12 protein-coding genes are annotated in these 13,063 nt (G+C 37.3%); 3 read left to right on the forward strand and 9 right to left on the reverse strand.

Features of this window, described 5'->3' with window-relative positions:
• Nucleotides 1–59 precede the first annotated feature (59 nt).
• The 3 genes from tal (at nt 60) to AC27H3_RS00715 (ending at nt 2,028) form a co-directional block, all read left to right on the forward strand.
• Entirely contained in the window at nt 60–1,013 is a 954-nt protein-coding gene (gene tal / locus AC27H3_RS00705; protein ID WP_487102927.1) for a transaldolase, read from the forward strand.
• Between the two features lie 129 nt (nt 1,014–1,142).
• The gene (locus tag AC27H3_RS00710; protein ID WP_085304108.1) at nt 1,143–1,316 is read left to right on the forward strand and encodes a DUF3545 family protein; all 174 of its coding nucleotides are present in this window, start codon (nt 1,143–1,145) and stop codon (nt 1,314–1,316) included.
• Between the two features lie 106 nt (nt 1,317–1,422).
• Complete coding sequence (locus AC27H3_RS00715) at nt 1,423–2,028, forward strand: DUF6942 family protein (protein WP_487102928.1); 606 nt, start codon at nt 1,423–1,425, stop codon at nt 2,026–2,028.
• 238 nt (nt 2,029–2,266) lie between these two features.
• On the opposite strand, the gene parC is transcribed toward AC27H3_RS00715, so the two are convergent.
• The 9 genes from parC to AC27H3_RS00760 all read right to left on the reverse strand — a co-directional run bounded on the left by parC (nt 2,267) and on the right by AC27H3_RS00760 (nt 12,915).
• Nucleotides 2,267–4,561: a DNA topoisomerase IV subunit A gene (gene parC, locus AC27H3_RS00720; protein WP_487102929.1), complete on the reverse strand. Its 2,295-nt coding sequence runs from the start codon at nt 4,559–4,561 to the stop codon at nt 2,267–2,269.
• A 140-nt stretch (nt 4,562–4,701) separates the two neighbouring features.
• On the reverse strand, nt 4,702–5,970 hold the full coding sequence (locus AC27H3_RS00725; RefSeq protein ID WP_487102930.1) for a GGDEF domain-containing protein: 1,269 nt from the start codon (nt 5,968–5,970) through the stop codon (nt 4,702–4,704).
• Complete coding sequence (locus AC27H3_RS00730) at nt 5,963–7,879, reverse strand: diguanylate cyclase (RefSeq protein ID WP_487102931.1); 1,917 nt, start codon at nt 7,877–7,879, stop codon at nt 5,963–5,965. The genes AC27H3_RS00725 and AC27H3_RS00730 overlap by 8 nt, the downstream gene beginning before the upstream one ends.
• 129 nt (nt 7,880–8,008) lie before the next feature.
• On the reverse strand, nt 8,009–8,416 hold the full coding sequence (locus AC27H3_RS00735; protein WP_487102932.1) for a VOC family protein: 408 nt from the start codon (nt 8,414–8,416) through the stop codon (nt 8,009–8,011).
• 103 nt (nt 8,417–8,519) lie between these two features.
• Nucleotides 8,520–10,409, reverse strand: coding sequence for a DNA topoisomerase IV subunit B (gene parE, locus AC27H3_RS00740; RefSeq protein WP_487102933.1), 1,890 nt, complete (start codon nt 10,407–10,409; stop codon nt 8,520–8,522).
• A 13-nt stretch (nt 10,410–10,422) separates the two neighbouring features.
• The gene (locus AC27H3_RS00745; protein ID WP_487102934.1) at nt 10,423–11,010 is read right to left on the reverse strand and encodes a YqiA/YcfP family alpha/beta fold hydrolase; all 588 of its coding nucleotides are present in this window, start codon (nt 11,008–11,010) and stop codon (nt 10,423–10,425) included.
• Nucleotides 11,011–11,030: 20 nt separating this feature from the next.
• Complete coding sequence (locus AC27H3_RS00750; protein WP_487102935.1) at nt 11,031–11,816, reverse strand: metallophosphoesterase; 786 nt, start codon at nt 11,814–11,816, stop codon at nt 11,031–11,033.
• A 7-nt stretch (nt 11,817–11,823) separates the two neighbouring features.
• Nucleotides 11,824–12,279, reverse strand: a complete 456-nt coding sequence (locus tag AC27H3_RS00755) for a DUF1249 domain-containing protein (RefSeq protein WP_487102936.1) — start codon at nt 12,277–12,279, stop codon at nt 11,824–11,826.
• On the reverse strand, nt 12,280–12,915 hold the full coding sequence (locus tag AC27H3_RS00760) for an NUDIX domain-containing protein (RefSeq protein ID WP_487102937.1): 636 nt from the start codon (nt 12,913–12,915) through the stop codon (nt 12,280–12,282).
• Nucleotides 12,916–13,063 lie beyond the last annotated feature (148 nt).

A 13,063-nucleotide genomic window follows, 5' to 3' on the forward strand; every position in this document is an offset into this window, starting at 1 on the left:
TAATATTTCATCAAATTTTACGTGCTCATACGTACCACTATTTATATCAAGGACATATTATGACCGACCAATTATCACAATTAAAAGCGATGACAACCGTTGTTGCAGATACTGGCGACATTGAAGCTATTGCTAAGTTTCAACCACAAGATGCCACAACAAATCCGTCGTTATTATTAAAAGCGGCGTCATTACCAAATTACCAACAACTATTAAAAACAGCGGTAGAATGGGCAAAAACCCAATCTGCTGATGCTGATCAACAAGTGATTGATGCTGCAGATAAACTGTCAGTATTAATTGGTTTAGAAATTTTAAAGATAGTACCCGGTAGAATTTCAACTGAGGTTGATGCTCGTCTTTCATTTGATACGCAAGCGTCTATTGCTAAAGCTCATAAACTTATCGCGATGTACAACAAAGCTGGTATTAGTAATGATCGCATATTGATTAAAATAGCCTCTACCTGGGAAGGCATTAAAGCTGCTGAACAATTAGAGCGTGAAGGTATAAACTGTAACCTAACATTACTGTTCAGCTTTGCGCAGGCACAAGCTTGTGCTGAAGCTAACATTTACCTTATCTCTCCTTTTGTTGGCCGCATATTAGATTGGTACAAAAAAGACACTGGCCGCACCGACTATTCAGCAAGTGAAGATCCTGGTGTTGTATCAGTGACTAGCATTTACAATTACTACAAAGCAAAAGGTCACAATACGGTTGTAATGGGTGCAAGTTTCCGCAATATTGGCGAAATACTTGAATTAGCCGGTTGTGATCGTTTAACCATTAGCCCTAACCTAATGGACGAATTAGCGAATTCAACAGAAACAGTTGAACAAAAGCTATTTAGTGAACAAGCACCAATCGCGCAAGAAGACGCTTTAACTGAAGCGCAGTTTAGATGGCAAATGAATGAAGATGCTATGGCAACTGAAAAGTTAGCAGAAGGTATTCGTAACTTCACCATTGACCAAGTAAAACTAGAGCAACAATTAAAAGCAATGCTTTAAATTTTTATTAAACTTGTTGATATGTCAGTTGAAATGTAATTTTCTGTAATTAAAATGCAAAAAATTGTTTCTTTTTTATCGACAATTGTGGTATTAAAAAGCTGCAGTTGTAGAAATAAGGAGCATACCATGGAAAAATTTCAACAAGTATTGGATTCAATAGGCGCTCAGCCGAAAGCAAGTCCGAGTAATAATAAAAAAAGAAAGTGGCGTGAAATCGAACAACTGAAAGAAAAGTTTCAGCTGGAAAAAGAATTAAAAGCATATGATGATTCTTTGGAAAGTATGCTGAAAGAGTTTTAAGTAAGCAATGTAGTGCTAATAAAACATTTAAAACGACTAAAAACCCGGAATTTTCCCGGGTTTTTTATTAATAATTAATTAATACCAAGTGAGTATAAGAAGAAAAATGCTCAATCTCCCTGTCGGTCTTGGCAACGATAACGCCAATATTATTTTCTACATTCGTAATCGCCCGCCCCTCAAAACGTATCAAAACCTCAATAGTATTAAACCGCTAATACCTGGTGAAATTAGTCATATATGCCAAGAAACGGGGAATCATTGGCGCAAAATATTTAATGTTTATGCTAAGTTATTATTTGAATTATCAGCTGATAAATTTTCTAGTTGGCAACAATTAAGAGATGAACAACTTTTACAAGCACACAGTCAGCACTGCTTACTTTTTTCAGCGCCTAACTTAACAACAAACTACACGACTGATATAACTTATTATCAGACTACTAATTCAAATTCGCAAGCTACCTACATTGCCGACTTAAAAAAAGAAAAACCCAATACAAAATTACATATTGTCTTGGGTAAAGGGTATGCACAAGAGCTTAGCCTAGCTAATGAAAGCACTTGGCTAAGTGATGATTTTGCAATTAATGCTGAGTTCGGTTTAATTATCTGTCCATATTTCGATTATCGACAATTATCAAATATAAAAATAATACAGTTAGCTGGCTTGATTAAGCAATTATTACTACCTGAAACATCAGCTATCTAGCAGCCGGGTTAATAAGCATCTTAACTCTCAGATTAATTTTAAAGTAATTCAACTGAGCCTGAGTAAAGCGCAAACTAAGCAAAGTATAAAATGACACTAGCCTTAGCAGTGGTACTTTTGACCAGATATAAAAAAGCCTTAAGATATTTATGCTTAAGGCTTCATTGCAGTTTCAGCTAAACACGCATTACAATCGAGTTATGTGCTCTGCATTTTTGTAATTGTTGAGACTATGCAGCTAAGCTTCACTTTCTGGCGTTTCAGGCTCTAAACCTGCACCTGTTTGCTCAACAACAATATTATCAACACGCTGTAACCCTCTAGGTAATTTATTACCTCGACGACCACGCTCACCTTTATAATGCTCAATATCACTAGCTTTTAAGGTCAGCTTTCGTTTACCCGCATGTAAAGTTACAGCACTATCTGGTGGTAATACTTCAAGCAAAGTTACATATTCTTCACGCGCTTTTGCCCTTGCGGTTGGAATATTAATAATTTTATTACCTTTACCTTTACTTAACACAGGTAAATCTTTAATTGGGAAAACTAACATCCGCCCTTCAGAGGTAATTGAAAGCACCAATTCGGTATCTATATTAGTAATAACTCTTGGGGTCATTACCTTAGCCGAAGCCGACAAGCTCAGCAGCGCTTTACCGTTTTTATTTCGGCTAACCATATCGCCAAAGCTACCGACAAAACCGTAACCTGCATCACTACTTAATAAGTATCGACTTTCGTCATCAGCCATCAGCACTTTTTCAAAGTACTCACCACTGGCTAAGTTGAACCGACCTGTTAATGGTTCGCCCTGGCTGCGTGCTGTAGGTAAACTATGAGCATCGGTAGCGTATGCCCTGCCTGCTGAGTCAATAAACACTACAGGGCGATTACTGCGCCCTTTAGCTGAGCATAAATATTCATCGCCTGATTTGTAGCTGAGTGCTTGCGCGTCAATGTCATGACCCTTAGCACAACGTGCCCAACCCTTTTGAGAAACCACTACGGTGACCGATTCACTTGGCATTAAATCTTTTTCTGATAAAGCTTTCGCCTCGCTACGTTCTACAATAACTGAACGGCGATCATCACCATATTTTTCAGCCGCCTCTAAAATTTCTTTCTTCATTAGCGTATTCATACGCGCCTTTGAGCCCAGTGTTTTTTCAAGGTATTCGCGTTCAATATTTAATTCGTCTTGCTCCGCTCGAATTTTAATTTCTTCTAGCTTGGCAAGTTGGCGTAATTTAATTTCTAATATTGATTCAGCTTGACGATCAGACAAGTCAAAACGAGACATTAACTCCGCTTTGGGATTATCAAAACCTCTGATAATTTCAATAACTTCATCAATGTTTAAATAGGCAATAAGTAAGCCGTCTAAAATGTGTAAACGCGCTAACACTTTATCTAATCGATACTGTAAACGACGTCGCACAGTTTCACGACGATATTCTAACCACTCGCTTAAAATGGTTCTAATATCTTTAACCGCTGGTTTATTGTCTAAACCTATCATGTTTAAATTAACACGGAAGTTTTTCTCTAAATCTGTTGTAGCAAACAAATGCTGCATTAGCTGTTCTATATCAACACGATTTGAACGCGGCACAATAACAAGGCGAATAGGGTTTTCATGATCAGACTCGTCACGTAGATCAACTACCATCGGCAATTTTTTAGCCTGCATTTGATTCGCAATTTGTTCTAATATTTTTCCGCCAGACGCTTGGTGTGGTAAAGCAGTAATAACCACTTCACCATGCAAGATTTCATACACTGCGCGCATTTTTATACTGCCGCGCCCCGTTTGATAAATTTTCTCTATATCGGCTTTCGGGGTAATTATTTCGGCATCGGTTGGGTAATCAGGCCCTTGAATAATTTCAAGTAAATCTGACAGTTCTGCTTTAGGTTGCTCAATTAAGTGCACACAAGCACTAGCTACTTCTCTCACATTATGAGGCGGAATATCAGTTGCCATACCGACAGCAATACCGGTAATACCATTAAGCAATATGTGGGGTAAGCGTGCAGGTAATGTTTTAGGCTCTTTCATGGTGCCGTCAAAATTAGGCGACCAATCAACGGTGCCTTGGCCTAATTCTGCTAATAAAACTTCACTAAATCGTGATAAACGGGCTTCAGTATAACGCATAGCCGCGAATGACTTTGGATCGTCAGGAGCACCCCAGTTACCTTGTCCATCAACTAATGGGTATCGGTATGAAAACGGCTGGGCCATTAACACCATAGCTTCATAACAAGCTGAATCGCCATGTGGATGAAATTTACCGAGCACATCACCGACCGTACGCGCTGATTTTTTATATTTTGCCAACGCAGACAAGCCAAGCTCTGACATTGCATAAACGATACGACGTTGAACCGGTTTTAATCCATCACCAATATGTGGCAAGGCACGGTCCATAATGACATACATAGAGTAATTTAAATAAGCTTCTTCAGTAAATTGCCTTAAAGGGCGTTGTTCAATACCGTCTAAACTAAAGTCGATCGCATCTGACATGAAATTGTTCCTTAAAAGTTCGATTAATGCCGAGTTATTAAACGTAACTTCTATTATTATTGTTCTAGGGGTAGCTTAGCTGATTATACTTGAGGAAAGAATACTTTTAGCGGATAAATATCTTATAACGATAATTAATTTTAGTTTTCTTTTTCTGCTTTAGTGAAACTATAAACTTGATTACAGCCTTTAACCTTAGCTTGATACATGGCTAAATCTGCAGCATGTAATAAACTATCGAAATCTTTTTTAACATCTCTGATACTCGCAATACCAATACTGACAGTTACCGTTTGCTTATGGTTTTCATTATCTCTGATATTAGCACTAGCGTTATCTTGAATTTTCTCACGTATATGTTCTGCAATAGAGCGTGCTTGCTCTATGGTAGCGTCAGGTAAAATCGCTGCAAACTCTTCACCACCAATACGAGCAAAAAAATCTCGTGAACGCATAGTCTCAGCCGCTAAAGTGGCAACATTACAAATAACACTATCGCCAGCATCATGGCCTAAATTGTCGTTTATTGTTTTAAAGTCATCAATATCAAGCATGAGAATACTAAGCTCTTTATCTGACGACAATGCTTTACTCATGTAGGTATCGCCACGACTAAAAAATGAACGGCGATTTGGCAATTGCGTTAAGCTATCTGTTTTAGCTAATAACTTTAACGCTCGACGTATTTTAAACTGCCGAACTAATAACAAGAAGAACACACTAACAGCGACAATAAAAATCGCAATATGAATGTGTTGTTGTGTACGGTCAGACTCTGCACGAGAAAGTGCATATTGTTTTATTTCATTGTTTTGGGCGAGCAGCTCATTCTCTTCATGCTTTTTTTCAATATTATATATTTCATTTAAACGTTTAACACGTAGCTCTTTTTGTTGCTTTAAGTGTGAGAAATACTTTTTGATATACTTTTTCTTATTATCAAAAGCCAATTTATCTTGACCTTGGCGTTGATATACAGCTGATAACAGCAAATAAGCATCAGCAAATAAGGGTGAGTCGAGCTGTTTTTTAGCAAGCGATGGTTCAAGTACAATTGCTTTATTGAGCCAGTTAATAACTTTATGCTCTTGCCCTTCAGTATTTGATATATTGGCACGAATCACATTTAATAAGTATTGTTCAGCGATGTTGAATGTTACCCCCGATGACTGTATCTCCAAAAGTTTAATTTGGGCTGCGCTCTTATCATGTTCACTCAAGGTTTTTAGTGAATACACTGTACCACTAATGACCATAACTTTAGTTGAATTGAGAGCATTAACCTGAGGGTTATCAGCAGACGTAAATGCTTGTTGTGAATTAATACCTTCATCAGCAAAAACTTGTAAACTGAAGATCATTAGCCAAAAAGATAATAGATAAGAATGTATTCTAGAATATCTACGCATCTGAACTAACCTTATTTCGACCAGAATGTTTTGCTTTTAATAATTGTTCATCTGCGGCTTTTAGCAGAGTTGAAAAATCGTTATAATTGTCACACTCAAATGTCGCTACACCAACACTAATGGTTAATTGGCTAAGTTGCAGCTTTTGCCAGTTTGTTTCTTCAATATGCTGTCTTAGTCGCTGTGCAACGTCAAACGCTTGGTTATGATCAGTATTGGGCAGCAGCGCAATAAACTCTTCGCCACCAAATCGACCAAAAACATCACTATCGCGCATTAGATTTTGCCCTATAATGGCAACTTCTTGTAATGCTTTGTCTCCAACACTATGACCAAATTTATCATTTATTTGTTTGAAAAAATCAATGTCGATCATATAAACACTAAATGCTTGTTGTTCTTTTTTCGCCTGCTTGAATAAGTCTTCTCCTAATTCAAGCAATCTTCGCCGATTAACTACTCCGGTTAAACTATCAATTCTGGTTACTCGAACTAAGTTTTTTTGTCCGGTAATAACTCGCAGTAAAAACCAAGCTAAAAGCAAAGTACATACGGCTAAAATTATAACGAGTATCTCACGACTATCAGCATTACTTGTCATTTGTTGAAGTTGTAAATCTTGTAATCGTTGTTTTTTCTCTAGAATGTTATTCTGCCGCTGAGCGGTTTCACTTTCATATTGTAAAATTAACTCATCAACCTCATTAGTTTCTCGTACTTTTTTATATGCAATTGATTTTGTAAAGAATGTAGATTGAGTTTCAATAGCTTGACTGTAATCGCCTAAAACATACTGTAATTTAGCTCTCAAAAATAGAATATTTAATTCACTGGTATCATAGATATTACTGTCTTTAAGCGCCAATAAAGCTTGCGCTTGATCTAAGTTATCTAATGCCTCCTGATAACGCTCCATCTTCTCTAAGACAAAAGCTTTATCAACCATATATTGTAATTTTACCGCATGTTGCTCAACTTCTTTTACGTATTCCCCAGCTAAAATAATATAACGATAAGCATTTTCTGTGTCAGGCATTTCTTGATTGACCAATGCCCAAGCTATGTTTCGATAAATACCAGCGATAAAGTGATTACTCGTGTTAGGTAAAATCTCGCTTTCTAAAATTCTATAAACCTCTAAGGCTTCTTCATACCTTTTTTGGTTAGCATGGTTATTAGCCACATTATGCAAGCTATTCAGTGCATAATTATGTTTTCCTGCTTTTTTAAAGTGCTGGTATGATTGTTGAAAGTAATCATTTGCCTGTTTCTCTTCACCTAAGTAGCCGTATAAAATACCCAATTCACTGTTGATGTCACCTAAAAGAGCTTCATCTGCAATATTATTCGCTAAGGTTAGCGCCTGGTTAAGCGTTATTAACGACTGCTTGTAGTTTTTTTGTAAATATAATATCGCCCCTATATTCATTAACCCACGCGCAGTAAGCTCTTGATTATTCATCGAGCGGGCAACGTCTAAGCCATTTTGATATATTTGCAATGCGCTATCGAAATCTCCTAAGCTTTCTAATGAAAAACCTTTGGTATAAGCAAGCTCAGCAATAAATACACTTGGATTACTCATTTGTTTAGCTAGCATTAAACCTTTTTCTGCCGATGCTTCACTTAAACTGTAAAGTGATTGGTCTGAATAGGCCGCAGATTGAATACGGTAATAGTTTACTTGGCTAGATATTGGTTGAGTGTTTAATGAATCTTTGTGTGAATTTAATAAAATTAAAGCAGCTTTAGGATCACTATTATTAAGTTGCTCCGCGCGTAGCAGGAAGGCATTAAAGTCATTATTCGTTAACGATTGCAAAGCATTTGATTTACAAGATATTAACAATAAAACAAAGAAAACTTGGGCACAGTTTTGAAAGTTGAATTTTACAAAGCTTCTAAACAAATTCTCGCTCCAACAGCATGTGCGATTATGTACAAAATACAGTATAAAACGATTTTGTGTAAATGATAAACTATTATTTTTATTGATAAAAAAGTAATTATTATGTTGTCAGAACATAGCAACATACTATTATTTTTCAGTAACTTGCCAATAGCTCGCTTCTATTTTATTACCATCTAAATCGATAATAAAACAACCATAATACAGTGTGCCATATTCCGGCCTTGCACCTGGTGCACCATTACACCTTCCACCCAAAGCAATAGCACATTGATAAAAATCATCTACTTGCTGTTTATTTAGCGCAACAAAGCCAAAGTGAACGCCATTACCTGGCGTTGCTGGCATTTTATCAAATGGTTGTTGCAACCAAAACTCAGGGTAGCCTTTACCGTATGTCACGGCTTGTTCATATTCACTCACTAAGGCTATGTTTAATGTTGCTAATACCGGCGTATAAAAGGCTTTAGCACTTTCTAAATTGTTGGTACCAATAGATGCGTGACATATACTCCGTAGAAGACGATGCTCAATCATAATTTTCCTTCCAAAAGAAAAAAGGTATAGTTATTAATAACTATACCTTGATAAATTAACGTAAAAAGATGACTAATTCATTGTTGTTACGTTACTTAAAGTACTAATCTAACTCAACTAAGTCGCCTTTAGATTGGAGCCAGTTTTTACGATCGCCACTGCGTTTTTTCGACAGTAACATGTCCATTAACTCCATCGTTTCTGCGTGTTCATCAACAGTTAATTGCACTAAACGTCGAGTATTTGGATCCATAGTGGTTTCGCGCAATTGTAACGGGTTCATTTCACCCAGGCCTTTAAAGCGCTGTACGTTAACTTTACCACGTTTTTTCTCTGCTTGAATTCGGTCTAAAATACTGTCTTTTTCCGCCTCATCTAACGCGTAAGACACTTCTTTGCCAACATCGACACGATACAGCGGAGGCATAGCAACGTAAACATGACCTGCTTGTACTAGAGGTAAAAAATGCTGAGTAAATAGCGCACAAAGCAAAGTCGCGATATGTAGGCCATCAGAGTCGGCATCGGCAAGAATACAAATTTTACCATAACGTAATCCTGATAAATCATCAGTGTCGGGATCAATCCCTAACGCAACAGATATATCATGTACTTCTTGCGAGGCTAAAATTTGTCCTGAATCGACTTCCCAAGTATTTAAAATTTTACCACGCAACGGCATTATTGCTTGAAATTCACGATCTCTCGCTTGTTTTGCACTACCGCCGGCTGAGTCACCTTCAACTAAAAAAAGCTCGGTGCGTAAAATGTCTTGGCTACCACAATCAGTTAACTTTCCGGGTAAAGCAGGCCCTTGAGTTACTTTTTTACGGATAATTTTTTTACTAGCGCGCAAACGACGTTGCGCGTTGGAGATACAAAATTCAGCTAATGCTTCTGCAATTTCAGTATGTTCATTAAGCCATAAACTGAAAGAGTCTTTTACTACACCAGTAACAAATGCAGCACATTGTCGCGAAGATAGCCGCTCTTTAGTTTGACCCGCAAATTGCGGATCTTCCATTTTCACCGAGAGAATATAAGAACATTTATCCCAAATATCATCTGGTGTTAACTTAACTCCGCGAGGGATTAAGTTTCTAAATTCACAAAATTCTCGCATTGACTCTAACAAGCCTTGGCGAAGACCATTAACATGGGTACCACCCTGCACCGTAGGTATTAAGTTTACGTAACTTTCTCCTACAGACTCGCCACCTTCAGGTAACCAAGTTACAGCCCAGTCAGCGGCTTCGTGTACAGAGCTAAAACTACCAACAAATGGCTCTTCTGGTAAGCTTTCATAGGCTTTCACTGATTCTTTTAAATAATCAACTAAGCCATCTTCATAGCACCATTGATATTTAGCGTCTTCGTTCTTATCATGAAATTTAATCGTTAGGCCTGGGCATAGAACTGCCTTGGCTTTTAACAAATGTACTAACCTACGTGCAGAGAATTTAGCTGAGTCAAAATAGTTAGCGTCAGGCCAAAATTTAACACGTGTGCCTGTATTTCGTCGGCCCACGGTACCCGTTTCGGTTAACTCTTCTACTTTATAGCCATTTTCGAAAGCCATTTCATAAAGTTTACCATCGCGCCTAACAGCAACATCTACCCGGGTAGATAGCGCGTTGACCACTGAAATACCAACACCATGTAAACCACCAGAAAACTGATAATTTTTATTAGAAAACTTACCACCGGCGTGTAACTTACAAAATATAAGTTCAACACCTGATACGCCCTCTTCTTGATGGATATCAATCGGCATTCCGCGACCATCATCAATCACTTCTAATGACTGATCTTTATCAAGGATCACCGTAATATTTTGTGCATGACCAGCTAAGGCTTCATCAACAGAGTTATCGATAACCTCTTGACCTAAGTGGTTAGGCCGAGTGGTATCGGTATACATGCCAGGACGATGGCGTACTGGGTCAAGGCCACTTAAGACCTCGATGGAGTCGGAATTATATTGTTCGCTCATTTATATGTTCTGATCATTGTGCTGTTAATAGGGGTAAGTTGAAAAATAACGCGATATTAGGCAAGGCATTTTCATAATTAATAAAACTATGATCGCCACCTTGCTCAATTACTAATTGGCAATGACGGTATTTTTCAACAGCTTGTTGGTAATCTAACACTTCATCACCTGTTTGTACCATGACCAAGTAATTATTTTTAGAAATATTTTCTTGTTCAAGTGTTTTAAGCTCGTCAATATGCTGAGCAAGCACTTGATATCGTTCTTTCGTATACGGATTTACTTGTTCTCCGAGTATATCTGCCATTAAATCAAATGGCTTAACTGCAGGATTAATGAGTACCACTTTTATTTGGTATTTCTCAGCAAAATAAGTCGCAAAGAACCCACCCAACGAAGAGCCTACTATGTACCATGAATCAATTGGTTCAAGCGCAATAATATCTTCTAGTTGCTTAATGGCACCGCTAGGCGAAGGAATAATCTGTGGGCAGTAAAGGTTCACCTCAGGATGGTTTTCGGCTATGTATTTGCGTGTTAGCTCTGCTTTCATGGATTGTGGCGAAGAGTTAAAACCATGGATATACAATAGGTTAATCATAATCACTTTTTCTCATTATATTAGACATAAAATACTGTTCGGGTTAATTCACCAGAACTAGCGAGTGTAAACACCTGATAACCTGGTGGCTGTCCATTAGATGCAGGTATTGTAGAATTCATATCAAATTGAATTGATGTCGCAGGGCACGTATATAAATTCACGCTTCGTTCGCCCAGTTCCACAGGTAAAATTAACGCCTGATGAATATGACCACAACCAAGCGCTTTAATTGAAGGAAACTTGTTTACCCATCTATGAAACTCATTTTTATTTATTAAACCATGCTGATCAATAAAAAAACCAGCATCAACGGCGTGATGATGGGTTAATAGTAACTGTGATTTAGCGCTGTTAATGACTTTAGTCGCCTGCTCGCATTCTCCATTGGTAATGATTCCTGCAGGTGTATCACTTTTGCTTTCAATTAATACGACTTGCCAATAATTATTTTCTATTACCTTGTGCTGACAGAACGGCGCTTTTGATAAATATTGATTTAGTAATGAAGGCTCATCATGATTACCTGAAACATAATAAACCGGTACATTAATTTCACATGCTTCAAAAGCATTAACAAACAGCTGATAAGACGCTTCTGTGTGGTCTTGAGTTAAATCGCCAGTAAAAACAATAGCATCAATTAGTGGTTGCGCTTTAATCGCAGACAAAACATGCTTTAAGTTTTCATATACATTGGCCTGATGATGCCTACCATTTGGGTTTGAAAATAAATGACTATCGCTTATTTGCGCAATAGTCAGTGTATTTAACCTTGAGTGGTTTAATGATAATTTCGTTGGCATGAGACGATCAAATTCTAGGTATGTCGAAATTCACTTGTCCCAACTTTAAACATAGCTGCAACCACTCTTTTAAAAAATAGTTCACTTGTTGTTTTTCATCAGGTAAGTGCATTTTCTCGTTAGGGTAATCATAACGAGGTTTAATTTGTTGTACATCTTGATTACTTATCACTTCAGCCATGCGTGCATCATGATATAAGCGCACGACCATTTTTGGCCGAAAAAGCTCAGCTAAATTATATCCGCGAATATTGGCTTCTTGATTAATCGTGATCAAGGTTGTGTATTTTGTTACTTCATTAACAGTAACGCGATAACTTAAAAAATCTGAGATAAAAAAGCATCTTTGCTCGCCGACCTGCTCTTTATCTGCAAGTATACGAAGTAGTAACATGTAATTAATCTCACATAAAGCCATTAATGTGGGTAAATGAGGACGATATTTTTTTTCTACAACAGGCATTTATTTCCAGCTTGATTTAAATTTATCTATATTCAGAGCTAGCCATTGTAACGTAATAATAGTTGCTGCATTAAGGATCTTTCCTTCGGCAAGTAATTTGTTGGCATTTTTTCTTGTCATAACATGCACTAAAATATCTTCCCCTTCAGATTCTAAGCCATAAACACCCGAGATATTGCTACTATCTACTGGTGCACAGTATAGTTGAATACATTCACTCATACCGCCCGCGCTTGAAAGGTAGTCCATGACTTTAATTACATTTTCTGGCGCTAAGTCTAAATTTGCTTCTTCTTTAGATTCTCTGATGGCAACGTCTAATGGCACTTCATCCTCAGAACACATACCAGCGATTAATTCTAATTGCCATGGCCCTGTTTTACTTTTAAGCGCACCTGCTCGAAATTGTTCTACTAAAACTACAGAGTCAGTTTTCGGATCATAAGGTAATAACCCAACAGCGTTTCCACGCTCAAAAACCTCTCTTGTTAACACTTCACTGTAACCACCAGCATAAAGTTTATGCTGAAATTGGTACTCATCTAGTGCAAAAAAACCTTGATATTTTCGATCTTTTTTTTGCACTTTTACATCGGTTAAATCAAAGCGCAACAGCGGTTCTCGAGTGATATTCATTTACATAGTTCCTCTATTATAATTGGCCTTTTTATAAGGTATTTTTCGATACCCTAGCGTTTAACATTTTGTTACACTAGAGTACTTCCTTATACACTTATTTTATTTAGCTAATATAATATTCGCGTTAAGATAGTTACAATTAAAA

This window comes from Colwellia sp. NW0002-52-1, from assembly GCF_057550865.1.

Excerpts from the sequence above, each read along its gene's own strand:
- tal (WP_487102927.1), top strand. The coding sequence starts at position 60 with ATGACCGACCAATTATCACAATTAAAAGCGATGACAACCGTTGTTGCA.
- AC27H3_RS00710 (WP_085304108.1), top strand. The coding sequence starts at position 1,143 with ATGGAAAAATTTCAACAAGTATTGGATTCAATAGGCGCTCAGCCGAAA.
- AC27H3_RS00715 (WP_487102928.1), top strand. The coding sequence starts at position 1,423 with ATGCTCAATCTCCCTGTCGGTCTTGGCAACGATAACGCCAATATTATT.
- parC (WP_487102929.1), bottom strand. The coding sequence starts at position 4,561 with ATGTCAGATGCGATCGACTTTAGTTTAGACGGTATTGAACAACGCCCT.
- AC27H3_RS00725 (WP_487102930.1), bottom strand. The coding sequence starts at position 5,970 with ATGCGTAGATATTCTAGAATACATTCTTATCTATTATCTTTTTGGCTA.
- AC27H3_RS00735 (WP_487102932.1), bottom strand. The coding sequence starts at position 8,416 with ATGATTGAGCATCGTCTTCTACGGAGTATATGTCACGCATCTATTGGT.
- parE (WP_487102933.1), bottom strand. The coding sequence starts at position 10,409 with ATGAGCGAACAATATAATTCCGACTCCATCGAGGTCTTAAGTGGCCTT.
- AC27H3_RS00745 (WP_487102934.1), bottom strand. The coding sequence starts at position 11,010 with ATGATTAACCTATTGTATATCCATGGTTTTAACTCTTCGCCACAATCC.
- AC27H3_RS00750 (WP_487102935.1), bottom strand. The coding sequence starts at position 11,816 with ATGCCAACGAAATTATCATTAAACCACTCAAGGTTAAATACACTGACT.
- AC27H3_RS00755 (WP_487102936.1), bottom strand. The coding sequence starts at position 12,279 with ATGCCTGTTGTAGAAAAAAAATATCGTCCTCATTTACCCACATTAATG.
- AC27H3_RS00760 (WP_487102937.1), bottom strand. The coding sequence starts at position 12,915 with ATGAATATCACTCGAGAACCGCTGTTGCGCTTTGATTTAACCGATGTA.